This is a genomic window from Streptomyces sp. T028 (genome assembly GCF_048159505.1).
GTDB lineage: Bacteria > Actinomycetota > Actinomycetes > Streptomycetales > Streptomycetaceae > Streptomyces.
In genome coordinates this window covers 31,789-56,860 of record NZ_JBLRVZ010000001.1, presented here as the reverse complement: position 1 = coordinate 56,860, position 25,072 = coordinate 31,789, and the positions used below count along the sequence as shown (strand labels likewise).

Below are 25,072 nucleotides of genomic sequence, written 5' to 3'. Positions count from 1 at the left end.
CACAGCGTCGGGCTGCCCTGCGGCGCCCTCCACGTGTTCTCCCACAACGTCCCCCTCAGAACGTGAAGCGCGCCATCCGTATCGCGCTTCACAGGAGACCCATGGTCAACACAAGTAGTTGTAGGCGAGTTGATTACGATTCAGCTATGGCGAAGAAGCTCGTGATCAAGGTGACCGCGGGGGCCGATGCCCCCGAGCGGTGCTCGCAGGCGTTCACCGTCGCGGCGGTGGCCGTGGCCAGTGGGGTCGAGGTGTCGCTGTGGCTGACCGGGGAGTCGGCCTGGTTCGCGCTGCCGGGGCGCGCCGCCGAGTTCGAACTGCCGCACGCCGCCCCGCTGCCCGACCTGATCGAGTCCGTCCTGGCCGGCGGGCGGCTCACGCTCTGCACACAGTGCGCGGCCCGGCGGGACATCACGGAGAAGGACGTCATCGAGGGCGTACGGATCGCGGGTGCGCAGGTGTTCGTACAGGAGGCGCTCGCCGACGACACCCAGGCACTCGTCTACTGACCGCGCTGCCCGTTCACTGGCGGCGCTTCTTGCCGTCCAGTTCGTCCCACCACTCGTCGGACTTCGGGTCCCCGGACGGATCGTCCCACCAGCGGTCCTCCGGGCCGCGCCGGTTGGCGACCATGGCGGCGAGCGGTGGGATGACCATGGCGACCAGGCACATGCCGACCGCCACCGGCACCGACCAGATGCGCACGACTCCCCAGGCCAGGACGAAGAGCGTGATGCACGTGCCCATCATGGCGAAGTAGATGTGACGCCGGCGTGCGTACATGCTTCCAGCGTAGGTCCGTAGGTCCGGAAACGGCTGAGGGCCGTACCCCGGGGGTCACCCCAGGGGTACGGCCCTCAGTCATGAGGCGTCCGTCACAGACCGCCCGAGCCAGGCGGTCCTCAGACCGCGATCGCGACCTCCGCGAGTCCGCCCTTCTGGGCGACGACCGTGCGGTCGGCGGTGGCGCCGGGGACGAGCGCGCGGACCGTCCAGGTGCCCTCCGCCGCGTAGAAGCGGAACTGTCCCGTGGCGGAGGTGGGGACCTCCGCGGTGAACTCGCCGGTCGAGTCGAGCAGACGGACGTATCCGACCACCGGCTCGCCGTCGCGGGTCACCTGGCCCTGGATCGTGGTCTCACCGGGCTTGATCGTCGAGGCGTCCGGGCCGCCGGCCTTCGCTCCACACATGCTGCTACTCCAGAGGTCTTGAAAGGTCGGTCGGGGTGATTACTTGTTGGCGCCGAGCTCGATCGGAACGCCGACCAGCGAGCCGTACTCGGTCCACGAGCCGTCGTAGTTCTTGACGTTCTCGACACCGAGCAGCTCGTGCAGGACGAACCACGTCAGGGCCGAGCGCTCGCCGATACGGCAGTAGGCGATGGTGTCCTTGGCGAGGTCGACCTGCTCGTCGGCGTAGAGCTCCTTGAGCGCGTCGTCCGACTTGAAGGTGCCGTCGTCGTTGGCGTTCTTCGACCACGGGATGTTTCGGGCGGTCGGGACGTGGCCCGGGCGCTGGGACTGCTCCTGCGGCAGGTGGGCCGGGGCGAGCAGCTTGCCGGAGAACTCGTCGGGCGAGCGGACGTCGACCAGGTTCTGCGAGCCGATCGCGGCGACGACCTCGTCACGGAAGGCGCGGATGGCGGTGTTCTGCGGCTTGGCGGTGTAGGTGGTCTCGGCGCGCGCGGGGACCTCCTCGACCAGCTCGCGGGCGTCCAGCTCCCACTTCTTGCGGCCACCGTCGAGAAGCTTGACGTTCTCGTGGCCGTACAGCTTGAAGTACCAGTACGCGTACGACGCGAACCAGTTGTTGTTGCCGCCGTACAGGATCACCAGGGTGTCGTTGCCGATGCCCTTGGCCGAGAGGAGCTTCTCGAAGGCCTCCTGGTCGATGAAGTCACGGCGGACCGGGTCCTGGAGGTCCTTGGTCCAGTCGATCCGGATGGCGTTGCGGATGTGGTTCTTCTCGTAGGCCGACGTGTCCTCGTCGACCTCGACAATGGCGATGTCGGCGTTGTCGAGGTTGGCCTCGACCCAGTCGGCGTCGACCAGGACGTCGCTGCGGCTCATGCTCGTTCTCCTCCGGGGCAGTTGCGGCGGGGGTGTGCAAGAAAGAGAGGGGTGCGCGGCCGGGTCTCGCCGGCGGCCGGCGCACGGATGCCCTCGGTTCGAGGGCGCCGGGAGGCGCGGAAGGCCGGCGGCGCTTCCGCTGTCAGACAGTGCGACAGAGCATGGCGGCGACGCGGCACAGGTCGACTGCCCGCCGCTTCGTGAGATCCGCCTGTCGCTTCATCATGTGGTCGATCGTAGGGACGGACAGGCGGGCGTGTCACCAGCTGGCCGGATGATGAGACGCGATCGTCCGGATGTCGAGATGATGAGCGGGCCAGGCCGTTCCCGCGGGGCTTCCGGATGCGTGTATCCGTCGTCACATCTACGGTACGGACGGTGGCGTCTCGCCTGTCGGACACCGGTGTTCCGGCGCCAGGGCGAATCCGGAGGTTCGGGAGGCTCGGGGGGTATTACCCGGCGAGCCGGACGTTCGAACCCTTCACGGTGATCTCCACACCGCTCTTCCCCGCCTGCACCTTGTCGAGCCGGATGCCGCCGGGCAGCCCCTCGATCTTCTGCTCGAAGTCGGTGATGGAGCGCACCTCGTTCTCGGCGGCCGTGACGCCGCGGAAGTCCGGAAGAGAATCGGCGTGCACCCGGACGGTGTCGCCCTCGACGGTGACCGTGCTCAGCACGGAGACGGGCTCCGCCAGCTTCACGCCCAGGACGGTCGCCTCGACGGTGACCTTGATCTTGCCGTTGCCGCCGTCGGAGAGTCCGACCACCTTGGCGGTGAGTCCGGGCGCGACCTGGGTCTCCTCGGACTTGGCGGTCTTCAGCAGCTCGTCGTAGGCGACGGTCGCCGTACCGGAGGCCGTGGCTGCGGTGGCGGAGCTGTAGTCGCCGGAGAACTCGACGCCCTTCATGTCGGCCTTGAGGTCGTCGATGCGGAGGGACTGGCCGTTGACGCCGGTGTCCGCCTCGTAGTCCTTGATGCCGACCTCGACGTCTTCCAGCGAGCCGCCGACCACCTGGGTAAGGAAGGGGAAGCCCTTGATGGACACGTCCGGGGTGGTGGCGAGGCCCTCACTGGTCCTGAGCTTGTCCGCGGCCTCGCCCTCGGCGAAGTGGAGCGCGAGGCGGTCGGCCAGGACGAAGAGACCGCCCAGGACCACCACGGTGATCAGCAGAATTCGAAGCGCGCGCATTGCAGTGTTCCCCCGGATGCCTGACGGTCGGTCTGCTCTGTCGGTCTGCTCTGTCGGTTCGCTCGCCGACCACCGTAACCCCGGGGGCAGGAGCCCCCGGAGGATTGTCGATCAGCTGTGACAGAGCCCCGAAAGTCCGGGGTGGACGGCTATCCCAGCGCGCGCCCCAGCACGTACACCGCCGGTGCGGAGGCCGCGAGCGGCAGGGCGACGCCCGCCGTGAAGTGCACGAAGCGGGAGGGGTAGTCGTAGGCGGCGACCCGGTGGCCGATCAGCGCGCACACCGCGGCACCCGCGCCGAGCAGGGCACCCTTGGCGCCCATCCCGGTCATCCCGCCGACGGCGATGCCCGCGCCCGCGGCGGCGAGCAGCGACACGACGACGGAGGCCGGGGTCGGCAGCGGCAGCGCACGGGCCAGTACGGCGACCGCGACGGCCGCGGTGCCCACGGACACCGCGTCGGGGTCGGCGCCGAGGTGCCCGGTCGCGACGATCGCCAGCGCGGCAGAGGCGACGGTCGCCATCAGGCCGTACATCCGCTCGTCGGGGTCGGCGTGCGAGCGCAGCTGCAGGACCAGGCAGAGCAGGACCCACACGCCCAGCGTGCCGAGGATCGCGGCGGGCGCGTTCTCCCGGCCGACGACGAGCAGCGCCACGTCCGAGACCAGCGCGCCGAGGAAGGCAAGCGCGATGCCCTGCCGGGCCGGCCACATGCCGTTCAGCCGGAACCAGCCCGCGGCCGTCACGGCCTGAAGGACGACGAGCGGCACGACCAGGGCGAACTCCCCGACGGCCGCCGCACCGGACAACAACAGCCCGAGCACCGCGGTGAGCACAGCGGGCTGCATCCCGGGCTCGATGATCGGCGACCGCCCTTCAAGCCGCGCCCGCTGAGCATCGGTGACACGCGAGTTCCCACCGACGGTGGCGGGCCCGTAACCAGGGTCGCCCTCGAAGGAGGCCCCGCCGCCTTGGGCAGTCGTCCCTCCCCCAGCGCCTTGAGGGCCTGGGGGGACCCCCAGGCGGGACGGGTGGGCAAGGCCTGCAGCACCGGGCGCCATGTAGGCGGGGTCCACAGCAGCCGCATCGGCCCCAGCACCGGGGGCCTCATACCCCTGCTCCGCCCCAACCGGCGGCTGCACACTGGTCTCCCAGGTCTGCCCCTGCCACTGCTGCGTGTACTGAAGGTGCGCCTGCGGATCGTCGTACCCCTGCTGCTGCGCAGGCCACCCCTGCTGGTCGTACCCCTCGTACCCCGGGTACTGCTGATGCGGCTGCTGATACGGCTGCTGGTCGGTCATCCTCACCCTCCTGCGAACGGCGGGAGCACCTCGACCGTGCCGCCGTCGGCCAGCCGTACCGTCTCATGTTCGCGGGTGCCCACGGGGTCACCGTCGATCAGGAACGAGCATCGCCGCAGCACACGCACGAGTTCGCCGGGGTGTCGCGCACGCGCCGCGTCGAGGGCCTCGGCGAGGGTGTCCGCGTCGTACGGCTCCTCGGCGACCCCGGCCGCGGCCTTGGCGGCCGCCCAGTACCGCACGGTGACCTTGGGCATCGCGTTCCTTCTCGGATCGGTTCGTGTCGGATCGGTTCGTGTCGGATCGGTTCGTCGATCGGCTTCTTGTCGGTTCTTCGACTCGGTTGTTCGACTCGGTTCTTCGACAGGGTTCAGGCTAGCCCGCCCGCGCCACCCGCCCGCGCCACCGCCCAGTCCCCGATCCGGGTCAGCAGGGCGTCGTCGGCCGCGTCCTCGGCGTGGCCCATGCCGGGTTCCAGCCAGAGTTCGCCGCACTCGCCCGCCGCCGCGGCGAGCATCCGGGGATGGTCGAGGGGGAAGTAGCCGTCACGGTCGCCGTGCACGATCAGCAGCGGGACGGGCGCGATCCGCGGGACCGCCTCGGTCGGGGAGAGGGGTATGGGGTCCCAGTCGCGGTGGTGGATCCGTGTGCGGAAGCCGACGCGGCCGAGCAGCCGGCCCTCCGGACGGGTGATCAGCCAGTGCACGCGGCGCATCGCGACGGTGCCCCGGTAGTACCAGCGGGCGGGCGCGCTGACCGAGACCACGGCGTCGACCCCCTTGTGCAGGGCCGCGTGCCGCAGCACCACCGAGCCGCCCATCGAGAAGCCGACGGTCACCACGCGCGTGTGCCCGAGCGAACGGGCCCACTCCACGGCGGCCTCCAGGTCCAGCACCTCCTTGTCGCCGACCGTCGAGCGCCCGCCGGAGCGTCCGTGGCCCCGGAAGGAGAAGGTGACGACGGCCCCGTACCGCGCGAAGGCGTCCGCCACCCGGCGTACCGGCGGGCGGTCGGCGTCGCCGGTGAACCCGTGGGCGATCACGAACACGGGGTGAACGGTGGATGACGGCGAGCCGTTGTATACGGCCGCGCCCGGGTTGTATACGGAATCGATCGAAATCCCGTCGGCGGTGGGCAGAAACGTCCGCAATGGTGTGCACGTGCCCGTCTCGGAGTACGGACGAACGGTGGAACGCGCCACATGACCTGCCCGACTGTTGCTCATGTGGGCTATTCTGCTGGGCAGAGGACTCGGGCAGCGTAGCCCCCGGGTCCTTTTGTGCTTTCGGAAGCGTTGTATACGAAGCGGGAAACTCCAGGTGACCGCGGGTGTACGGGGCCTTCGGGATCGCAGAGCAGTGCCGTACCGCACACACGTCCTCGCAGGGACCGAGGAGGAACCGACGTATGAGTTCTCTGCTGCTCCTGACCAATGCCCTCCAGCCGTCGACAGAGGTGCTTCCGGCCCTCGGCCTGCTCCTGCACAACGTGCGGGTGGCGCCGGCCGAAGGACCCGCGCTCGTCGACACCCCGGGCGCCGACGTCATCCTGATCGACGGCCGCCGCGACCTCCCGCAGGTGCGCAGTCTGTGCCAGCTGCTGCGCTCGACCGGCCCCGGCTGTCCGCTGATCCTCGTCGTCACCGAGGGCGGCCTCGCCGCCGTCACCGCCGACTGGGGCATCGACGACGTCCTCCTCGACACCGCCGGTCCGGCGGAGGTGGAGGCCCGGCTGCGGCTGGCCATGGGCCGGCAGCAGATCGTCAACGACGACTCCCCGATGGAGATCCGCAACGGCGACCTGTCGGTCGACGAGGCGACGTACAGCGCGAAGCTGAAGGGGCGGGTCCTCGACCTCACCTTCAAGGAGTTCGAGCTGCTGAAGTACCTGGCCCAGCACCCCGGCCGGGTGTTCACGCGCGCACAGCTCCTTCAGGAGGTGTGGGGCTACGACTACTTCGGCGGCACCCGCACGGTCGACGTGCACGTACGACGGCTGCGCGCCAAGCTCGGCCCGGAGCACGAGTCGCTGATCGGCACCGTCCGGAACGTGGGTTATCGATTCGTTACGCCTGAGAAGGCTGAGCGCGGTGGTGAGGACGCGAAGGTCAAGGCCGAGCAGACAAACGCGGATGATTCGGACAACACGGTCTCCGTGAGCGCCGAAGAACTCGCGGCGGACGTGTAGTACTCGCCGGTACCTCTCGGTTACCGACCGGTACCGGCCGCGATCCGCTCGGCGGAGGCATTGCTTCCGCACAGGGACGTGACGTACGCCCTGCCCAGAGCGGGTCCATCCGCGTAGACTCCGCGCGTGGCCAAGGTGACTCGGGACGATGTAGCACGCCTGGCGGGGACCTCCACCGCCGTCGTGAGCTACGTCATCAACAACGGACCCCGGCCGGTCGCCCCGGCCACGCGCGAGCGCGTCCTCGCCGCGATCAAGGAACTGGGGTACCGGCCCGACCGGGTCGCCCAGGCCATGGCGTCCCGGCGCACGGATCTCATAGGCCTGATCATCCCGGACGCCCGCCAGCCCTTCTTCGGCGAGATGGCACACGCGGTCGAGCAGGCCGCCTCCGAGCGCGGAAAGATGGTCCTCGTCGGCAACACCGACTACGTCGCCGAGCGCGAGGTCCACTATCTGCGGGCGTTCCTCGGGATGCGGGTCTCCGGACTGATCCTGGTCTCGCACGCGCTGAACGACCTGGCCGCCGCCGAGATCGAGGCCTGGGACGCCCGGGTGGTGCTGCTGCACGAGCGGCCCGAGGCCATCGACGACGTCGCCGTCGTCACCGACGACCTGGGCGGCGCCCGCCTCGCCGTCCGCCACCTCCTGGAGCACGGCCACGACTACGTCGCCTGTATGGGCGGCACCGCCGAGACCCCCTCCGTCGGCGACCCGGTCTCCGACCACGTCGAGGGCTGGCGGCAGGCCATGGCCGACGCCGGCGTCAGCACCGAGGGCCGACTGTTCGAGGCGCCGTACAACCGCTACGACGCCTACCACGTGGCCCTGGAGCTGCTCTCCGGCCCCGACCGGCCGCCCGCGATCTTCTGTTCCACCGACGACCAGGCGATCGGCGTGCTGCGCGCGGCCCGCGAGCTGCGGATCGACGTACCGGGCGAGCTGGCCGTCATCGGCTTCGACGACATCAAGGAAGCCGCCCTGGCTGACCCACCCATGACAACGATCGCATCGGACCGCTCGGCGATGGCCCGCGCGGCGGTGGACCTCGTCCTGGACGACGGCGTACGGGTGGCGGGCTCCCGCCGGGAACGCCTGAAGCTGTTCCCGTCACGTCTGGTGGTACGCCGCTCCTGCGGCTGTGCCTGAGCACCTGAGCGTGTGACGTGAGCGTATGAGAGGTCTCTGAGAGGCCCGCGCCGGGCGCCTGTTCCCGCTTTATTTCGGGCATACGAGGTTCTGGCGGCGTTCTCAGGGAGCACTCAGGGAGCTCTCATGGTCGCGGGACAAGCTTCTTTCCATGACCGAGAGCATCCGCCGCAGCGGCGAGTACGAGAACTTCGACACCCCGTACCAGGGCGCCCAGCAGCACGCTTCCTCCCCCGTCAACCCGGAGTGGCCGCCCCCGCCGGCGTTCGAGCCGGTGCGGCAGCAGCCTCTGTACCAGCAGTCGGCTCAGCAGCCCCCGGCTCAGCAGCAGCCGGTGGTCGAGCCCACCGCGGTGTGGCAGACGCAGGCCGCGGCGGCCGGCGGGGACGGCAACGGCGGCGGCGGAACCGCTCTCCTCACCCCCCTGGCCACCGAGCCGGGCGCCCCCTCCCCGAAGAAGAAGCGCACCCGAGGCCCCCTGGCGCTCCTCGCGGCCGTCGCGATCGTCGCCGCGGCCATCGGAGGCGGCACGGCGTACGGCATCCAGGAGCTGACCGGCAAGAACGAGGTGGTCTCCTCCTCCACCACGACCAGCGTGGTGCCGTCCAGCAAGACCGGTGACGTCGCCTCGATCGCCGCCGCGGTCAGCCCGAGCGTGGTCGAGATCAGCGCCACCCTCAGCAACGGCTCCTCCACCGGCTCCGGTGTGATCATCACCAGCGACGGCGAGATCATCACCAACAACCACGTCATCTCCGGCGCCTCCTCGATCAAGGTGACGACCAGCGACGGCAAGTCGTACACCGCGAAGGTCGTCGGCACCGACAGCGCGAAGGACCTCGCGCTGATCAAGCTGGAGGACGCCTCCGGTCTGAAGGCGGCGACCCTCGGCGACTCCGACGGTGTCCAGGTCGGTGACGAGGTCGTGGCGATCGGCTCCCCCGAGGGCCTGACCGGCACGGTGACCAGCGGCATCGTCTCCGCGCTCGACCGTGACGTGACCGTCTCCACGGACGAGAGCCAGGGCCAGCAGCAGCAACAGCAGCAGGGCGACGGCAGCTGGCCCTTCGAGTTCGGCGGCCAGCAGTTCAACGGCGACACCGGCACCTCGACCACCACCTACAAGGCGCTCCAGACGGACGCCTCCCTCAACCCCGGCAACTCCGGCGGCGCGCTCATCGACGCGAGCGGCAACATCATCGGCATCAACTCCGCGATGTACTCCGCGGCCTCGGCCTCCTCCTCGGACGCCGGCAGCGTCGGTCTCGGCTTCGCCATCCCGATCAACACCGTCAAGTCCGACCTGGCCAGCCTGCGGGCCGGCGGTTCCGACAGCTGACCACCCATCGACCGTCCATCGAACGTGTAGGGAGTACGTCATGATCAAGCAGGTTTCACACACGGTGACCGGTGTCGGCGCGGCCGACCTCGCTCTCGCCCTCGACGTGGCGTACGAGCTGCACGAGCCGGTGAAGCAGCTGGTCGTGCGGGCCCCGGAGGTCGCGGCCCCGCAGATGATGGGCCTGCGCACCTCCGCCGCCCGCCCGCACCGCCGCAAGGTGCCGCTGAACCGCCTCACGGCGATGCGCGGCTGAACTCACGCCGCCCCTCTCTTTACGCACGGACCGGGAAGCATGCGAGGCTGAAGGCGTTCAGAGCGTTCCGCACCTCTTGTCTCCCGTCTTGTCCCCGTCCGTCCCACGCACCCGAGGATCCACGCCCATGAGCCCCGCCGAAGGCGACCGTGACACCCAGCGCATCCTGATCGTCGACGACGAGCCCGCGGTACGCGAAGCACTCCAGCGCAGTCTCGCCTTCGAGGGCTACGACACGGAGGTCGCCGTGGACGGCGCAGACGCCCTGGAGAAGGCCACGGCCTACCGGCCCGACCTCGTGGTCCTCGACATCCAGATGCCCCGCATGGACGGCCTGACCGCCGCGCGCCGCATCCGGGGCGCGGGCGACACGACCCCCATCCTCATGCTCACGGCCCGCGACACGGTCGGCGACCGGGTCACCGGCCTCGACGCGGGCGCCGACGACTACCTGGTCAAGCCGTTCGAACTGGACGAACTGTTCGCCCGCGTCCGCGCCCTGCTGCGCCGCAGCTCCTACGCGGCGGCGGCCGGCGCGGCCGCCGTGGAGGAGGACGAGGCGCTCACCTTCGCCGACCTGCGCATGGACCTCGCGACCCGTGAGGTCACCCGGGCCGGACGCCCCGTCGAACTCACCCGCACGGAGTTCACCCTGCTGGAGATGTTCATGGCCCACCCGCGCCAGGTCCTCACGCGTGAGCAGATCCTGAAGGCGGTCTGGGGCTTCGACTTCGAGCCGTCCTCCAACTCCCTGGACGTGTACGTGATGTACCTCCGCCGCAAGACCGAGGCGGCCGGCGAGCCGCGCCTCGTGCACACCGTGCGCGGTGTGGGGTACGTGCTGCGACAGGGCGGCGCGGAGTGAAGAAGCTGGCCCGCCGCTTCCGGACGCTCCCGATCCGGGCCCGGCTCTCGATGCTGGTCGCTGCCGCTGTGGCGTTCGCGGTGGCGGCGGTTTCGGTGACTTGTTGGTTCATCGTGCAGGGCAAGTTGTACGAGCAGGTGAACAACGATCTGCAGCGGGGCATGCGGGCGCCCAGCCAAATGATCAACAACGCCCTCAACAACTGCTCCGAGACCCCGCAGAACTCTGGCGACAGCCCGTATCGCAACAACTATCTGCAGTTGGTGAAGGAAGACGGAGCCATCTGCGTCCTCGACTCCTCCGTCGGCAAGGTCAAGATCACCCAGTCCGACAAGGACCACATCCAGAACGGCAACACCGAGACGCTCTACTTCCGGGACGGCACCGACGAGGACGGCAACGCGGTGCGCGTGATGCTCCAGCCGATGTCGACCACGACGCTCACCGGGGATCCCGGCCCCAAGGTCGGCCTTGTCGTCGCGGTCTCCCTCAAGGGAACCGAGAAGACCCTCAACGACCTCGCCCTGATCCTCCTCCTCGTCTCCGGCGTAGGAGTCATCGGAGCCGGCGCCGCTGGCCTCGCCGTGGCCCGGGCCGGTCTGCGCCCCGTCGACAAGCTCACCGAGGCCGTCGAACACGTGGCCCGCACGGACGACCTGAGCACCCGCATTCCCGTCGAGGACGACGCCGAGGACGAGATCGCCCGGCTCTCCCGCTCCTTCAACTCGATGACGGCCTCCCTGGCCAACTCCCGCGAGCTGCAGCAACAACTCATCGCGGACGCCGGCCACGAACTCCGCACCCCTCTCACCTCGCTCCGCACCAACATCGAACTCCTCACCCGCAGCGAGGAGACAGGCCGCCCCATCCCCGCCGCCGACCGCAAGGCGCTCCTCGCCTCGGTGAAGGCGCAGATGACGGAACTGGCCTCCCTCATAGGCGACCTCCAGGAGCTGTCCCGCTCGGAGGGTCAGCGCGGCGAACGCATCCAGGTGGTCGCCCTGGAGGACACGGTCGAGTCGGCCCTGCGCCGCGCCCGGCTGCGCGGCCCCGAGCTGACGATCAACGCGCACCTGGAGCCCTGGTTCACGAGGGCGGAGCCGGCCGCGCTGGAGCGCGCGGTCGTCAACATCCTGGACAACGCGGTGAAGTTCAGCCCCGAGGGCGGCACGATCGACGTCCAGCTGACGGGCGGCACCCTGACCGTCCGCGACCACGGCCCCGGCATCGCCGAGAACGAACTCCCCCACGTCTTCGACCGCTTCTGGCGCTCCCCCAGCGCCCGCGCCCTCCCCGGCTCCGGCCTGGGCCTGTCCATCGTGGCCCGCACGGTCGAACAGGCGGGCGGCAACGTCACCCTGGCCCGCGCCCACGGCGGCGGCACGGTGGCGACGGTACGCCTGCCGGGGGCGCCTACGGCTCCGCCGGAGGTTCCGTAGGAGGTACGGCTCCCAGCCAGAAAAGCTCTTCCACGATGATCTGGGGGTCTGCAATGCGGGGTACAAAGGTGAACTTCAGCCAGCCGTGCTCGTCGTCGAAGAGGAGCAGATGAGCACCCTTCGGATCACTGGATCGGACCGGCATGACCTGCGTTCCGTCAGGAAGGCAGGCATCCGTCTCGATACCTCGGAAATAAGGGTCCTTCGCTGTGACCAGTTCGCCACGTGCTTCGAGGACGATCTCACGAACGTGGTCAGGCAATGCGTCGAAGGCGGTGAAGGCATCGAGCCGCCAGTCCATCTGCCAAGGCGGCCCCATGAACTCGTCGGTCACTCGCCGGGCTCCAGTTTCTGCACTCGGTGACGAATCTTCGAAGCCTCTTCGAGAAGGGCCCTGGCTTCGGCGCCGTCGGTGGCCTCCGAGGCCCGGATTTCGAGATCGTGCACGTGCGCGTCCAACTTGGGATCGCGGGCAAGGGCGTACTCGCCCCACCAGAGGGCCATGAACGCCGGCACAGGGCCGAGATTGAAGGTATCGGCGATCGCCCTTTTCCAGTGCCTGTCGAAGTCGGGGAGCAGCACGGGGGCGTGCTCTGCGATGGCCGCGCGCAGCGCCTGTGGCGTCCGCTCGGGCATGGGCGGGATGACCGGATCGGATTCCGCAGCGTGAGCAGCCATGACCGATGCCCTCCTTCGAAGTGCCGTGTCTACGACCATAACCGCCTCGTGCCTTCCCCATCCGTCGTTCATATCCCGACCATCCGTGCGATCGGAAGATCAACCATGAGGGAGACAACCCCGCAGGTCAGGCCTTCCGGCCCGCTTCACTCGAACGCGCAAGGACCCCCTCGCCCTTGACCCCGGCCGTCGGAATCTTGAAAAGATCACGGCAACCTTTCCGTTCCGTGCGGCGACATACCCGCGGTCCCACTCCCCGCATGGAACGGAATGCCGTATGAGCGCGCACAGAAGCACGGGCACAGGCACGGGCGCGGGCAAGCCCCGGCACCGCAGGCGCCGGACCGCGCTTGCCGCAGGAATCCCCCTCGCCCTCACGGCCGCCGGCACCCTCGCCTACGGCACGGACCTGGGCCTCTTCGGCGAGGACGCGCAGAGCAGCGCGTCGGCGGCCGCGCCCGCCTGGGCCACCGCGTCCGCCGACGGCTTCGCCTCCGTCAACGCGCTGGGCCAGAACGGGACGTACGGCGGCCGGGACGGCAAGACGGTCACCGTGAAGACCCTCGCGGATCTCGAGAAGTACGCGACCGCGAGCGAGCCGTACGTCATCGTCGTCGCCGCGACCATCAACATGGACCCGGTCGGCAAGGAGATCAAGGTCCAGTCGAACAAGACGATCATCGGATCCGGGACGTCCGGGCAGATCGTCGGCGGCGGCTTCTTCCTCGGCCAGGGCGTCCATAACGTGATCATCCGGAACCTGACGATCCGGGACGCGTACCAGGGCGTCTGGAACGACAAGGAGCACGACTACGACGGCATCCAGATGGACGGCGCCCACCACGTCTGGATCGACCACAACGACATCCGGCACATGGCCGACGGGCTCATCGACAGCCGCAAGGACACCACCTACCTGACCGTCTCCTGGAACAAGCTCAGCCAGGAGAACAAGGCGTTCGGCATCGGCTGGACCGACAACGTCACCGCGGACATCACCATCCACCACAACTGGATCCGCGAGACCGAGCAGCGCAACCCGTCCACGGACAACGTCGCCCACGCGCACCTCTACAACAACTTCATGGAGGACGTGGCGGGCACGGAGATCAAGTCGTCGTACGGCAACTACTCGCGTGGCAAGACCAACATGGTCCTGGAGAACTCCTACTTCCAGGGCCTGACCAACCCCGTCGTCCGCGACACCACCGCCACCCTCGTCCAGCGCGGCAACGTGTTCTCCGGGACGACGGGCAAGAACGAGAGCGGCGGCTCGGGCGCGGCCTGGGACCCGAAGAAGTACTACTCCTACACCCTGGACAAGACGGCTGACGTCCCGTCACTGCTCAAGTCCGGTACGGGGCCCCGTAGTTCCCTCGGCACCACCTCCTCCACGGGCACGACCACGTCCGCCGCGGCCACGACCCTCACCGTCGCCGCCGACGGCACCGGCCAGTACAGGACGGTCCAGGCCGCCGTGAACGCAGTACCCGCGAACAACACCTCCCGGGTCGTCATCTCCGTCAAGCCGGGGACGTACCGCGAGGTCGTGAAGGTCCCCGCGAACAAGCCGCACGTCACCATCCAGGGCACCGGCGGCAGCCGCAAGGACACGACGATCGTCTACGGCAACGCGGCGGGCATGACCAAGCCCGACGGTTCGGGGACGTACGGCACCCCCGGCAGCGCCACCGTCTCGGTCCTCTCGGACGACTCCCAGGTCCGCAACCTGACCGTCACCAACGACTTCGACGAGTCCAAGCACCAGGACATCGCCAACCAGGCGGTGGCCCTGCTGACCCAGGCCGACCGGATCTGGCTCGACGGGGTCATCGTCAACGGCGACCAGGACACCCTGGAGATGGAGACCGCCGCCAAGGACAAGCTCGGCCGGGTCTACATCAGCAACTCCTACATCACCGGCAACGTCGACTTCATCTTCGGCCGGGCCACCGCCGTCATCGACAGGTCCGTCATCACGCTGAAGAAGCGCTGGAACGGCACGAGCGCCGGCTATGTCACCGCCCCCAGCACCCCGGCGGACCGCAAGGGCATCCTGATCAACCGCTCGACGGTCAACGGCGACGTCAGCTCCGCCTCCTTCTTCCTCGGCCGCAACTGGCACCCGGGCGGCGACACGGCCGTCGACCCGCAGACCACGGTCCGCGACAGCTCCCTCAGCGCGGCGATCAAGTCCACCCCCTGGTCGGACATGGGCGGCTTCTCCTGGAAGGACGACCGTTTCGCCGAGTACAAGAACACCGGCGCCGGCTCGGGAGCCGCGAGCAGCAACCGCCCGCAGCTGACCGACGCCCAGGCCACCGGCCAGGAGGTTGCGGACTGGCTCGGCGACTGGACGCCCTCGGCCTCCTGATCCCAGCCCAGCCACACCCCTCTGCCAGCTCACCCACAGCCCTCCGCCCCACCGTGAGGGAATGGTGAATCAATTGGTGAGGGGAACGGAAGCGGGCACCACGACGAACGCGGCGGGCAGGATCCTGCTCGCCGACGACGACGCGGACATCAGGGAAAGCATCGGCAGACTGCTCAGGTTCGAGGGCTACGAGACCGTCCTCGCCGGCGACGGACGGCTCGCCCTCGACCTGATCGCGGCCCCCGGCGGCGCACCCGACCTGGTCCTGATGGACGTCACCATGCCGGGCCTCGACGGCCTGGCCGCCACCCGCCGTATCCGCGCCTCCGGCTCCACGGTCCCGATCCTCATGATCACCGGCCGGGACGCGGTCGGCGACCGTATCGTCGCCCTGGACAACGGCGCCGACGACTACCTGATGAAACCCTTCGCCGTCGAGGAACTCCTGGCCCGCGTCCGCGCCCTCCTGCGCCGCGCCACCCGCCGCACTCCTCCGCCCCCACGCCCCTCGGCCCCCGACACCCTCACCTTCCTCGACGTGGTCATGACCCACGCCACCCGCACGGTCACCCGCGCCGGCCACCCCGTCGACCTCACCCGCACGGAGTACACCCTCCTGGAGTACCTCCTGCGCCACCCCGCCAAGGTCCTCAGCCGCGCCCAGATCCTCCACGACGTCTGGGGCTTCGACTTCGAACCCACGTCCAACACCCTCGACGTCTACGTCATGTACCTCCGCCGGAAACTGGAAACCGACGGCCGCCCCCGCCTGATCCAGACGGTGCGGGGGCTGGGGTACATGCTGCGGGAGGGGTGAACGACCTACGTACCGGCTACAGGCGCAGGATCAGGGTGTCGTCCGCCGCCGTGTGGTGGGTGAAGGCGGTCGGCCAGGGTTCGGTGAGGCGGGCGTAGGCCGGGCAGTGGGTGATCAGGTCGTCGTGGGTGCCGGTGGCCAGAAGGCGGCCCTCGTCGATCATGAGGACGCGGTCGGCCTCGGGGGCGAGGCTGAGGTCGTGGGTGATCATGATCGTCGTACGGCCGGACATCAGGCGGCGCAGGGGCTGGACGATCTGGCGGGCGGCCACCGAGTCGAGGCCGGCGGTGGGTTCGTCGAGGACGAGGACCGGGGCCGCGCGGAGCATGGCGCGGGCGATGGCGATGCGCTGGAGCTGGCCGCCGGAGAGGGCGGAGGTGCCGGGGGCCAGCGGGGTGGCGTAGCCGTCGGGGAGGGCGGTGATGAAGTCGTGGGCCGCCGCGGCCCGGGCCGCCTGCTCGATCTCGTGGTCCGTGGCGCCCGGGCGGCCGCACTCGATGTTCTCGCGGATGGTGCCGTTGAGGACGAGGGTCTGCTGGGGGAGCAGGGCCACATTCTCGCGGAGGAACTCCAGGGGTACGTCGGTGAGGGGGACGCCGTCCAGGGTGATCACGCCCGCGTCGGGGTCGTAGAAGCGGGTGAGGAGCTTGGCGAGGGTGGACTTGCCGGCTCCGCTCGCGCCCGTGACCAGGATCAGTTCGCCCGGGGATGCGGTGAAGGTCACGTCCGTGAGGGAGGGGCGGGGGGTGTCGGGGTAGGTGAAGCCGACGCCGTGGAAGCCGATGTGGCCGTGGACCGGCCAGGTGGGGACGGGGGCGGTCGGGTCCTCGACGGCCGGGCGCGCGTCCAGGATCTCGGCGATGCGGTCCGCGCCCGCCGTGGCCGCGGTGACCGTCAGGCCGAGCCGGCCGAGGCTGCGGACCGGGGGGTAGAGGTAGCCGATGAAGGCGGCGAAGACGAGTTCAAACACGACGAGGCCGCCGCGTCGATGACGCGGCGGCCTCGTCGGACGAGAAGGCTCGGGCTACTGCACGATCGTGATCCGGTTCGCCACCGGCGGGGTGATCGGGCTGGTGGCCGAGGAGTTGGCGGTCAGGTACTGCTCGAGGGCCGCGAGGTCGTCCGTGCCGACGAGGTCGCCCGTGCCCTGGCCGAGGGTGGTGAAGCCGTCGCCGCCGCCCGCGAGGAAGCTGTTGGTCGCGATGCGGTAGGTGGCCGACGGGTCGACGGCCGCGCCGTTCACCTTGATGGAGTCGGTGACGACCCGGTCGGCGCCGGTCTTCGTCAGATCCAGGGTGTACGTCAGGTTCGCGGACGGCTGGAGGATCTTCGGCGCGCTCGCGTTCGTGCCGCTGACCTGCTCCTTGAGGACCTGGATCAGCTGGGCGCCGGTGAAGTCCTGCAGGTTCACGGTGTTGGAGAACGGCTGGACCGTGAAGCCCTCGGCGTACGTCACCACACCGTCGCCCTCGCTGCCCTTGGCCGCGTAGGTGAGTCCGGCCCGGACACCGCCCGGGTTCATCAGCGCGAGGTCGGTCTCGGCGTCGAGCGACTTGCCGTACGCCAGCTGCGCGTCCGCGATCAGGTCACCCATCGGGGACTCGGTGCCCGTGTTGGGCACGTCGGCCGAGATGTAGCCGATGGCGCGGTTGCCGATCGGGGCGGCGAGCGTGTTCCACTGGCTGATCAGCTCGGTCATGTCCGGCGCCTTGGCGACGGTCCGGGTGACCACGTGGTTCGCCGACTTCACGGACGTCCGCGCGATGTCGCCGGTGAAGCGGTCGTACGTCAGCGTGGTGTCCGTGTAGAGGCGGCCGAAGGACGCGGCCGAGGTGACCATGCGCGGGTTGCCCGCCGGGTCCGGGATCGTGCAGACGTACGCGGCGTGGGTGTGGCCCGTGACCAGCGCGTCGACCGACGGGGAGATGTTCTTCGCGATGTCCACGATCGGGCCGGAGATGCCGTCACCGGCGCCCGGGGAGTCGCAGTTGTAGTTGTACGCGCCCGACGCCGGCTGTCCTCCCTCGTGGATCAGCGCGACGATCGACTTCACGCCCTGGCGCTGCAGCACCTTGGCGTACTTGTTGATCGTCTCGACCTCGTCCTTGAACTTCAGGCCCTTGACGCCCTCGGCGGAGACGACACCCGGCGTGTCCTCCAGGGTCACCCCGATGAAGCCGATCTTGACGCCCTTCTTCTGCCAGACGTAGTACGGCTTGAGGATCGGCCTGCCGCTCTTCTCGTTCAGGACGTTGGCCGCCAGGTACGGGAAGTCGGCGCCCTCGAACTCCTCGTCCGTGTAGCAGCCGGCCGTCGGGTGGCAGCCGCCGTACTGAAGACGGGCCAATTCCTTCGCGCCCTCGTCGAACTCGTGGTTGCCGACGGAGGTGACGTCCAGGTCGAGCTTGTTGAGCGCCTCGATGGTGGGCTCGTCGTGGAACAGGCCCGAGATCAGCGGGGAGGCGCCGACCATGTCACCGCCGGCCGCGGTGATGGAGTACGCGTTGCCCTTGCGGGCCTCCCGCAGATGTGTGGCGAGGTACTCGACACCGCCCGCGTCGATCGTCTTCGTCGTACCGTCCGCCTGCAGTTCCGTCACACGGCCGGACGAGCCCGACGGCGGCTCCAGGTTGCCGTGCAGGTCGTTGAAGGACAGCAGCTGAACGTCCTGGTAGCGGCTCGGCAGCGGCTTGCCGTGGTTCGCGTCGTGGGCGTCCGCCGGGAGCGCGGCGGCCATCGCGCCCGCCGTGGCGAGCGTTGCGGCGGCCGCGAGCAGACGGTACGTACGACGTCTGCGGCTCGGGTCCGGATGGGAAGTGGCTGGCATGCGCCCCCCTGTGAATCGGCTGAATTTAGTGGCCCCGTCCGGCGCAGCCTAGGGTCAACGCGCGTAGCGCGACAGGGGGTTCCGGGTTACATCCTGGTTTCCCTTTGCCCTCTCCTTGCCGCCACTTTGCGGTGCCCTCCCCTTACCCTCGTACGCATGACCAGCGACGACATCGCACGGCCCCACGGCTCCCGATCCATCGAGACCCTCTCCGAGCTCTCCCCCGAACAGACCGATGCCGTCCTCGACCTGCTCGCGGAGGCCGCCCGCACGGACGGCCAGCAGGCGGTGTCCGAGCAGGGCCGGCTGCAGCTGCGCGGGGGTCCCCGCGAAGGCGTCTCCCATCTGGTCCTCACCGTCGGCGGCGAACTCGTCGGCTACGCCCAGCTGGAGGACACCGACCCGATCGAGGCGCCGGCCGCCGAACTGGTCGTCCACCCCTCCCACCGCGGCCACGGGCACGGCCGCGCCCTCGGCGCCGCCCTGCTCGCCGCCTCCGGCAAGCGGCTGCGGGTGTGGGCCCACGGCGGGCACTCCGCCGCCCGCCATCTCGCCCAGGTCCTCGGGCTGACCCTGTTCCGCGAACTGCGCCAGATGCGGCGGTCGTTGACCGACCTCACCCTGCCGGACCCGGTGCTGCCCGAGGGTGTCACCGTCCGCACGTTCGAGCCCGGCCGGGACGACGCCGCCTGGCTCGCCGTCAACTCCGCGTCCTTCGCCCACCACCCCGAGCAGGGATCCCTGGTCCAGCGCGACCTCGACGACCGCAAGGCCCAGCCCTGGTTCGACCCCGCCGGCTTCTTCCTCGCCTTCCGCGGCGACGAACTCATCGGCTTCCACTGGACCAAGGTCCACGCCGAGGAACAGCTCGGCGAGGTGTACGTCCTCGGCGTCGCCCCCGGCGCCCAGGGCGGCGGCCTCGGCAAGTCCCTCACCACGATCGGCCTGCGCCATCTCGCGGGGCAGGGCCTGCCCACGGCGATGCTGTACGTCGACGCCGACAACAAGGCGGCGGTGGCGGTGTACGAGGGCCTGGGCTTCATCACGCACGAAACGGACCTGATGTACCGGACGGAGACGTGAGCAACCCTGGGCGGTGAGCCGGTGTCGGGGTGAGCGCTGAGATGCCGGCCCCGGTGTCCTTAGGATTCCCGCATGACCGGTGATCAGGAACAGGGCGTGCAGGCAGCCATCGACGGTGAGCTGCGGATGCTCGATCCCGAGGTGCGGGCTTCCGACGAGCGGGTGCTGGAGCTGCTGGACCCGGAGTTCAAGGAGATCGGGGCCTCCGGGCGATGGTGGGACGTGGAGACGATCCTCGCCGTGACCGGTGGCGGCGGCATCTCCCCGGAGGCTCCGGTCGAGGTCAGTGACATGACCGGCACCGTCCTTGCTCCAGGCCTCGTCCACCTCACCTACTTCTCCGACCACCAGGGCCGCCGGGTGTGGCGGAGCTCCCTGTGGCGTCTCACGGCGTCGGGCTGGCGGATGTACTTCCACCAGGGGACACCGGCCGTCTGAACCCCCGCCCCTGGCCGAGCGGCTCCGGGGTCCACAGCGCGCACACCGCCAGGGTCACCCCGAGGACCGCCGCCCATCTCAGCTGCGTCGGCTCCCACCAGGGGTCGGCCGGTGTGGCCAGCAGGCCCCAGCGGTTGGGGGTCAGGATGGCCACCGCGGTCGCCGTGAGCATGCGTGTCGCCGTGCGCCTGCCCACTTCCGGGGAGTCCGTGAAGCGGACGGCGACCGTGGCGAGGGCGAGCGCCGCCGCGATGATCGCCGCAGCCTGCAGCGTGACCGGGAGGAGCGGGGGGCGGGTCGGGGACGGTATCAGGAGGAGGGCCGTCGCCCACCACACGGCCGTCAGGGGGATCGTCATCGCCAGACGGAGGGCCGTGCGGACCGGACGGGCTATCGGGGTGGCCGCGCTGGTGTTGCGGGCCGGGTCGTCCAGGAGGAAGGCCAGGCCCAGAGCGCCGGTGAGTGCCGTGAGGCGCAGGACGAACATGCCCAGTTCGGCGTCCGGGGCATGGTCCGGGAGCCGGGTGCTCGCCGTGAGCAGCAGGCCCATCACGCCGGCGGCGGTCAGCGCCCGCCGGGGCAGGGTGCGCCACACCGGCACCACCAGCGAGCGGAGCAGGGCCATCGTGACTTTCCCCGGCTCAGCCGCTGCTCTGGCTTCCACTGCACTGGCTTCCACTGCACTGGCTTCCACTGCCTTCGCCTCCTCTACTCGTCGCACTCCTCCGCCTCCTTCGGTACCGGGACTCCCAGCAGCTTCGCGGCCTGCGCGGTCGTCGTCGACGTGGATGTCAGTTCCGTCCAGTGGGCCTTGACCCGTTCGGTGACCTCGGCCCGCGGGCGCTCCAGAAGCTCGCGGACGACCTTCGTCTGATTGGCCGTCAGGCTGAAAGGGTTGGTCGGGGCGAGGATCACCGCGGAGCCCTCAATGCTGTCGTCCAGCCGGACGTCCCGGAATTTGGACAGCGGGCTGGAGTCGGCGCCCAGGGCCAGCCACATGATCGTCACCGGGCGGGCGTCGTCGCACAGTTCCTCGGTCGTGGCGTCCTCCGTGCCCGTCACGAGGACCGTGGCGACTCCGACCGCGAACTCGGGGACGCGGTTGCCGCCCCAGTGCGTACCGACCGTGACCTCGCCGGGCGTGGTCAACGCGGTGAGGGAGGTGTCCTTCTCCACACCGCTGGTGGCGTCGATGCGCTGCCGGATCGTCAGAGGCCTCGTCGCGGCCGTGCCGCCGGCCAGGGACCGCACCCGGTCGACCACGCCGGCCCAGTCGTCCCGTGTGCCGTTCCACTCGGGGAAGGAGCAGTACGTCGAGCCGCCGTCCTTCGCACAGGACTGCACCTTCAGCGGTGTCTCGGACGCCACCTTGCGGGCCTTCTCCAGGGCCGCTGTGTCGTACGGCACCTGGCCGACCACGCCGGCGACGGTGGTCGCGAGGGCCAGGGCCGTGGCCGCCTTGACGGCGCGGGTGCGACCGCCGGAGAGGAGAAGCGCCGCGCACACCAGGACGGCGCACAGACCGACCAGGTACAGGGCGTGCCAGGCGGCGGGGCGGCCGAGCAGGTCGGAGGGGACCGGGTCGCCGCTGGGAGCGGAGCTCAGGGAGATCGGGCTGAGCCACTCCCAGCCCCAGCCCTTGCCCTGGTTCGCGGCCTCGGAGACGACGACCATGGCCAGGTAGAAGACGATGACGAACAGTATGGGAGCGAAGGAGGTGGGCACCGCGCGGGCCAGCAGCACTCCCACGATCCCGGCCAGCAGGACCGTCAGCGGGCCCACGGCCAGTTCGCCGACCGAGCCATGGCCGATCGCGCCGGGCTTGAGCGCCTCGCGGGTGTACTGCGCGACGACCAGGACCGCCGTGAGCGCCGCGAACGGCACCACGGACAGGATGTGGGCGGCGGTGCGCCGCCACGGCTCCATGGCGAGGACCCCGAACTGGTGGACCGTGCCGTGCTTCCGCGAACGCAGCGCGGCCGCGTTGACGCACACGAGGACGGCGAGCGCGAACAGCAGGGGTGCCCCCTGGGTGTCCCGGTCCGCCATGTTGAGGATCGGGTAGTCGTCCATGCCCTCCTGGCGGATTATCTGCAGGACGACGAGGGCGACGTAGAGGGTGAAGAAGAACAGGATCTGGATCTGCGTCAGCAGATCGCGGGTCTCGAAGCGGGCCAGGGCGAGGACCGCGCGCAGGCGGTCGCTCTCGCTCGGCTGCGCCGGGTTCGGCTTCACTGAGTCGGTGGCGGGAGGCTCGTCGAGCGGGGTCGTCGGGGTGCCGGACGTCGTGGCCGGGGTGGGGCTCATGCCGCCGCCTCCGCGCTCTCGCCGTCCAGGGTGAGGAGGTAGCCGTCCTCCAGGGTGGGTTCGAGCAGGTCGGCGCCGGCGGGTGGGTCGCCGATGTTGCGGAAGGTGCCCATGCCCGTGCGCCAGCCGGCCAGTGCGCCCGGGTGGCGTTCCGTGCTGCTCCAGACCCGGCCCTCCGCGCGGGCGGTCAGCTCCGCGGGGGTGCCCTCGAAGCGGACGCGACCGTGGGCCAGGACGACGACACGGTGGCAGAGCATCGCCACGTCCTCCGTCTGGTGCGTGGACAGCAGGACCGTGCGCCCTTCGCCCGCCTGGGCGATCAGCTCACGGAAGCGCATGCGCTGCTCGGGGTCCAGACCGACGGTCGGCTCGTCCAGGACGAGGAAGCCGGGGTCGCCGACCAGTGCGGCGGCCAGGGCGACACGCTGTCGCATACCGCCGGAGAGCCGCTTGAGACGCTTGCCGCGCACCTCGGAGAGGTCGACGGCGTCCAGGACGCGGCGCACCTCGCGGTGGCGGGCTCCCCGGTCGGTCAGTTCCTTCAGGATCGCCACGTAGTCGACGAACTCGAAGGCCGTGAAGTCCGGGTGGAAGCCGGGGGTCTGCGGCAGATAGCCGAGCTCGCGGCGCAGGGCGAGACGGCCTGCGGCGGTGCGGGGGTCGTGTCCGAGGGCGGTGAACCGGCCCTCGTCGGCCGGTACGGCCGTGGCCAGCACCCGCAGCAGGGTCGTCTTTCCGGCGCCGTTGGGACCGAGCAGCCCGGTGACGCCACGCGTCAGCCGCAGGGAGACGCCGTCGAGGGCACGGGTGCCGCCGAAGCGCAGGGCCAGCCCGTCGGCCCGCAGAGTGCTGGGCTCGGTGAGGGGGTGGGTCGTCACGCGGGGCTCCTGACAGTGCAGTGGGAAGGTGGGGCAGGGGGCGAGGGACGGGAAGGTGCCGTGCCGCGCCTGCCGCCGGGAAGAAGTGAAAGGAAAGGAGGAGCGGGAGGAGCAGGAGCAGGAGGAAGGGGGGCCGGGGCGGGTCCCTCCCGCCGGGTCATGCCGTGCCTCCGTCCGCGAAGCCGCCCATCGGACGGGCGTCGAAGCGGTCCCGGGCCTGGTAGAGCAGCAGGGCGGCGAGGACCGTCACCCCGGCCGCGGCGGACTGGCCGACGGCTGTGAACGGGGCGAGGGTGCTGGTGGAGCTCTGCGCCTGGGCGTGCGCCACGGCCAGCAGGGTCAGCCAGGCGCCGCCGACGAGGGCGGGCGCGAGGACCGGGCCCAGCCGGGCGGAGAGCGCGAGGCCCGTGGTGGTGAGGGCCAGGGCGGGCAGCAGCCAGGCCAGGGCCATCAGGCCGTACCCCGGCAGGGCCAGGGTCGCCAGACCGTTGAGGACGAGGCCCGCGGTGAGGACCGCGACCGTGCGGATCATCAGCAGGCGGAAGCCGTGCAGCGGGGCGACGACCGCCATCTCGTACGTCGGGTCGAGAGCGGGGCCGTAGGACAGGGCGACGCCGGCCAGCGGGAGCAGCGGGGCGAGGGCGAGGAACAGCGCGGGCACGTCCGCGACACGCACCGCCAGTACCGTCATGACCAGCAGGAACAACACCGACAGCAGCCAGGAGCGGCGCAGGACCGGCGTCGCCGTCAGCAGCCGCGCGGTGTGGCCGGCCACGCCGATCCGCACCAGCAGCCGCTCGGTCAGGCTCGGCCGGGGCGCGTCCAGCTCGGCGTCCAGCCGCTCCCAGCCGGAGTCCAGCGCGACGGGGTCGGTGCCGGCCGCGAGCCGGGCCCGGCACTCCGCGCACCGGGTGAGATGTGTGTCGGCGGACCACAGCAGGGGCGCCGCCAACTCGCCGAGGGCGTAGGCGCGCAGATCCTCCTCCGCCACATGCCACGTCATGTCTGTGCCTCCCTCGGTCATGCCTGCGTCTCCCTCGGCTGGTACTCGTCGATGCCCGCGCCCGGTCGGGCGTCGGCCCCTGCGGCGTACGCGTCCCTGGGCTCGGCCCGGTGCCACCTCGCGCGTTCTCCCGCGCGGGCGGCGGCCTCCGCCTGCGCGTACCAGCGCAGGCCGGCGGCGCCCGTGCGTGCGGTGTGCCGCAGAGGTGCGCGGGTGCCGCGTGCCCCGTCCACGATCCGGCTCATGCCAGCGCCTCCCGCAGTTGCTTGCGGGCGCGCAGGGCCCGCGTCTTGACCGTGCCGGGCGGGATGCCGAGCAGGACTGCGGCCTCCCTGGTGGTGAGCCCGTCGATGACGGTCGCCTGCAGGACGGCCCGCAGTTCCGGCGAGAGGCTGGTGAGGGCCCCGGCGAGGTCCCCGTGCTCCACCCCCGCGAGCACGCGTTCCTCCGCCGAGACCTCGTCGCGGTGGCGCAGGCGCGCGAGGGTCTGGCGCAACCGGCCGCGCGCGCCGTCGCCGCGCAGGGCGTCGACCAGCCGGCGTGCGGCGATGCGCCACAGCCAGCCCGCCACGTCGCCCTCCTCGCGGTAACGGGCGGTGCCCCGCCACACCGCGAGGAACGTCTCCTGTACGACGTCGTCGACTATCCCGGCGTCGGCGCAGCGGCCGCGCATCCGCGCGGTCAGCCACGGCGCGAACCGCCGGTACAGCTCCTCGAAGGCGTGACGGTCCGCGTCCGCCGCGATGGCCCGCAGCAGATCCCCGTCGCTTCTCGTTTCGCTCACAACCCCTCATCGGTTCGGCCCCGCCGATCGGTTCACGATCCGGCCCACAAATTTTCCGGGAGCCGTTCCGTCCCGAGAACCACCCCCG

The 25,072-nt window shown here is 70.4% G+C and carries 28 protein-coding genes and 1 pseudogene; 11 read left to right on the top strand and 18 right to left on the bottom strand.

Translation table 11 applies throughout. The features are described from left to right. Positions 1 to 146: 146 nt before the first annotated feature. Positions 147 to 509, top strand: coding sequence for a DsrE family protein (locus tag ACLZN2_RS00315; protein WP_416976247.1), 363 nt, complete (start codon positions 147 to 149; stop codon positions 507 to 509). A gap of 13 nt (positions 510 to 522) precedes the next feature. Here ACLZN2_RS00315 and ACLZN2_RS00310 read toward each other — a convergent pair whose 3' ends face one another. From ACLZN2_RS00310 to ACLZN2_RS00275, 8 genes are all read right to left on the bottom strand, one after another. Continuing rightward, positions 523 to 783 carry a DUF3099 domain-containing protein gene (locus ACLZN2_RS00310; RefSeq protein ID WP_416976246.1) on the bottom strand — a complete coding sequence of 87 codons (261 nt, stop codon included), beginning with the start codon at positions 781 to 783 and terminating at the stop codon, positions 523 to 525. 119 nt (positions 784 to 902) lie between these two features. After that, a complete protein-coding gene (locus tag ACLZN2_RS00305; protein ID WP_358640276.1) occupies positions 903 to 1,190 on the bottom strand; it encodes a DUF1416 domain-containing protein in 288 nt (95 codons plus the stop codon). A gap of 39 nt (positions 1,191 to 1,229) precedes the next feature. Continuing rightward, complete coding sequence (locus ACLZN2_RS00300; protein WP_416976245.1) at positions 1,230 to 2,069, bottom strand: sulfurtransferase; 840 nt, start codon at positions 2,067 to 2,069, stop codon at positions 1,230 to 1,232. Between the two features lie 142 nt (positions 2,070 to 2,211). Continuing rightward, positions 2,212 to 2,292 carry a putative leader peptide gene (locus ACLZN2_RS00295; RefSeq protein ID WP_350203226.1) on the bottom strand — a complete coding sequence of 27 codons (81 nt, stop codon included), beginning with the start codon at positions 2,290 to 2,292 and terminating at the stop codon, positions 2,212 to 2,214. 229 nt (positions 2,293 to 2,521) lie between these two features. Next, the gene (locus tag ACLZN2_RS00290) at positions 2,522 to 3,259 is read right to left on the bottom strand and encodes a DUF2993 domain-containing protein (RefSeq protein WP_416976244.1); all 738 of its coding nucleotides are present in this window, start codon (positions 3,257 to 3,259) and stop codon (positions 2,522 to 2,524) included. 149 nt (positions 3,260 to 3,408) lie between these two features. Further along, positions 3,409 to 4,560, bottom strand: coding sequence for a hypothetical protein (locus tag ACLZN2_RS00285; RefSeq protein ID WP_416976243.1), 1,152 nt, complete (start codon positions 4,558 to 4,560; stop codon positions 3,409 to 3,411). 2 nt (positions 4,561 to 4,562) lie between these two features. Continuing rightward, the gene (locus ACLZN2_RS00280) at positions 4,563 to 4,817 is read right to left on the bottom strand and encodes a MoaD/ThiS family protein (RefSeq protein WP_416976242.1); all 255 of its coding nucleotides are present in this window, start codon (positions 4,815 to 4,817) and stop codon (positions 4,563 to 4,565) included. 113 nt (positions 4,818 to 4,930) lie between these two features. Then, positions 4,931 to 5,785, bottom strand: a complete 855-nt coding sequence (locus ACLZN2_RS00275) for an alpha/beta hydrolase (protein ID WP_416976241.1) — start codon at positions 5,783 to 5,785, stop codon at positions 4,931 to 4,933. A gap of 182 nt (positions 5,786 to 5,967) precedes the next feature. Here ACLZN2_RS00275 and ACLZN2_RS00270 point away from each other — a divergent pair, with 182 nt between their 5' ends. From ACLZN2_RS00270 to ACLZN2_RS00245, 6 genes are all read left to right on the top strand, one after another. Next, positions 5,968 to 6,747 (top strand): response regulator transcription factor, encoded by a 780-nt coding sequence (locus ACLZN2_RS00270; RefSeq protein WP_416976240.1) that lies wholly within the window; start codon positions 5,968 to 5,970, stop codon positions 6,745 to 6,747. Positions 6,748 to 6,873: 126 nt separating this feature from the next. Beyond that, a complete protein-coding gene (locus tag ACLZN2_RS00265; protein WP_416976239.1) occupies positions 6,874 to 7,896 on the top strand; it encodes a LacI family DNA-binding transcriptional regulator in 1,023 nt (340 codons plus the stop codon). A gap of 151 nt (positions 7,897 to 8,047) precedes the next feature. Further along, positions 8,048 to 9,235 (top strand): S1C family serine protease, encoded by a 1,188-nt coding sequence (locus ACLZN2_RS00260; protein WP_416976238.1) that lies wholly within the window; start codon positions 8,048 to 8,050, stop codon positions 9,233 to 9,235. Between the two features lie 40 nt (positions 9,236 to 9,275). Then, a complete protein-coding gene (locus ACLZN2_RS00255; RefSeq protein WP_416976237.1) occupies positions 9,276 to 9,491 on the top strand; it encodes a hypothetical protein in 216 nt (71 codons plus the stop codon). 127 nt (positions 9,492 to 9,618) lie between these two features. After that, complete coding sequence (locus ACLZN2_RS00250; protein WP_055634050.1) at positions 9,619 to 10,356, top strand: response regulator transcription factor; 738 nt, start codon at positions 9,619 to 9,621, stop codon at positions 10,354 to 10,356. After that, positions 10,353 to 11,795, top strand: coding sequence for a HAMP domain-containing sensor histidine kinase (locus tag ACLZN2_RS00245; protein WP_416976236.1), 1,443 nt, complete (start codon positions 10,353 to 10,355; stop codon positions 11,793 to 11,795). The genes ACLZN2_RS00250 and ACLZN2_RS00245 overlap by 4 nt, the downstream gene beginning before the upstream one ends. Here ACLZN2_RS00245 and ACLZN2_RS00240 read toward each other — a convergent pair. Continuing rightward, positions 11,770 to 12,129, bottom strand: coding sequence for a hypothetical protein (locus tag ACLZN2_RS00240; protein WP_416976235.1), 360 nt, complete (start codon positions 12,127 to 12,129; stop codon positions 11,770 to 11,772). The two genes, ACLZN2_RS00245 and ACLZN2_RS00240, sit on opposite strands and share 26 nt — an antisense overlap. Beyond that, a complete protein-coding gene (locus ACLZN2_RS00235) occupies positions 12,126 to 12,473 on the bottom strand; it encodes a DUF6247 family protein (protein ID WP_416976234.1) in 348 nt (115 codons plus the stop codon). Before ACLZN2_RS00235 ends, ACLZN2_RS00240 begins: the two co-directional genes overlap by 4 nt. A gap of 277 nt (positions 12,474 to 12,750) precedes the next feature. Between ACLZN2_RS00235 and ACLZN2_RS00230 the strand changes: the two genes are divergently transcribed. Both ACLZN2_RS00230 and ACLZN2_RS00225 read left to right on the top strand, forming a co-directional pair. Continuing rightward, positions 12,751 to 14,847 (top strand): pectinesterase family protein, encoded by a 2,097-nt coding sequence (locus ACLZN2_RS00230; RefSeq protein ID WP_416976233.1) that lies wholly within the window; start codon positions 12,751 to 12,753, stop codon positions 14,845 to 14,847. Between the two features lie 61 nt (positions 14,848 to 14,908). Then, positions 14,909 to 15,664, top strand: coding sequence for a response regulator transcription factor (locus ACLZN2_RS00225; RefSeq protein ID WP_416976232.1), 756 nt, complete (start codon positions 14,909 to 14,911; stop codon positions 15,662 to 15,664). Positions 15,665 to 15,680: 16 nt separating this feature from the next. Here ACLZN2_RS00225 and ACLZN2_RS00220 read toward each other — a convergent pair. Both ACLZN2_RS00220 and ACLZN2_RS00215 read right to left on the bottom strand, forming a co-directional pair. Beyond that, a pseudogene (locus ACLZN2_RS00220) lies at positions 15,681 to 16,625 on the bottom strand (ABC transporter ATP-binding protein); the annotation flags it as partial. 63 nt (positions 16,626 to 16,688) lie between these two features. Beyond that, a complete protein-coding gene (locus tag ACLZN2_RS00215) occupies positions 16,689 to 18,491 on the bottom strand; it encodes a bifunctional metallophosphatase/5'-nucleotidase (protein ID WP_416976231.1) in 1,803 nt (600 codons plus the stop codon). A gap of 156 nt (positions 18,492 to 18,647) precedes the next feature. On the opposite strand from ACLZN2_RS00215, the gene mshD reads away from it, so the two are divergent. Both mshD and ACLZN2_RS00205 read left to right on the top strand, forming a co-directional pair. Continuing rightward, positions 18,648 to 19,574 (top strand): mycothiol synthase, encoded by a 927-nt coding sequence (mshD, locus tag ACLZN2_RS00210; RefSeq protein ID WP_416976230.1) that lies wholly within the window; start codon positions 18,648 to 18,650, stop codon positions 19,572 to 19,574. 72 nt (positions 19,575 to 19,646) lie between these two features. Continuing rightward, positions 19,647 to 20,012, top strand: a complete 366-nt coding sequence (locus ACLZN2_RS00205) for a DUF4440 domain-containing protein (protein WP_416976229.1) — start codon at positions 19,647 to 19,649, stop codon at positions 20,010 to 20,012. Here the strand turns inward: ACLZN2_RS00205 and ACLZN2_RS00200 are convergent. From ACLZN2_RS00200 to ACLZN2_RS00175, 6 genes are all read right to left on the bottom strand, one after another. Continuing rightward, a complete protein-coding gene (locus tag ACLZN2_RS00200; RefSeq protein ID WP_416976228.1) occupies positions 19,960 to 20,637 on the bottom strand; it encodes an ABC transporter in 678 nt (225 codons plus the stop codon). The two genes, ACLZN2_RS00205 and ACLZN2_RS00200, sit on opposite strands and share 53 nt — an antisense overlap. A gap of 83 nt (positions 20,638 to 20,720) precedes the next feature. Further along, positions 20,721 to 22,319, bottom strand: coding sequence for an ABC transporter permease (locus ACLZN2_RS00195; RefSeq protein WP_416976227.1), 1,599 nt, complete (start codon positions 22,317 to 22,319; stop codon positions 20,721 to 20,723). Then, positions 22,316 to 23,197: an ABC transporter ATP-binding protein gene (locus ACLZN2_RS00190; protein WP_416976226.1), complete on the bottom strand. Its 882-nt coding sequence runs from the start codon at positions 23,195 to 23,197 to the stop codon at positions 22,316 to 22,318. Before ACLZN2_RS00190 ends, ACLZN2_RS00195 begins: the two co-directional genes overlap by 4 nt. A 157-nt stretch (positions 23,198 to 23,354) precedes the next feature. After that, positions 23,355 to 24,200 (bottom strand): anti-sigma factor family protein, encoded by an 846-nt coding sequence (locus ACLZN2_RS00185; protein WP_416976225.1) that lies wholly within the window; start codon positions 24,198 to 24,200, stop codon positions 23,355 to 23,357. A 17-nt stretch (positions 24,201 to 24,217) separates the two neighbouring features. Beyond that, positions 24,218 to 24,445, bottom strand: a complete 228-nt coding sequence (locus ACLZN2_RS00180; RefSeq protein WP_416976224.1) for a hypothetical protein — start codon at positions 24,443 to 24,445, stop codon at positions 24,218 to 24,220. Continuing rightward, on the bottom strand, positions 24,442 to 24,984 hold the full coding sequence (locus tag ACLZN2_RS00175; protein WP_416976223.1) for an RNA polymerase sigma factor: 543 nt from the start codon (positions 24,982 to 24,984) through the stop codon (positions 24,442 to 24,444). The genes ACLZN2_RS00180 and ACLZN2_RS00175 overlap by 4 nt, the downstream gene beginning before the upstream one ends. Between the last annotated feature and the right edge of the window lie 88 nt (positions 24,985 to 25,072).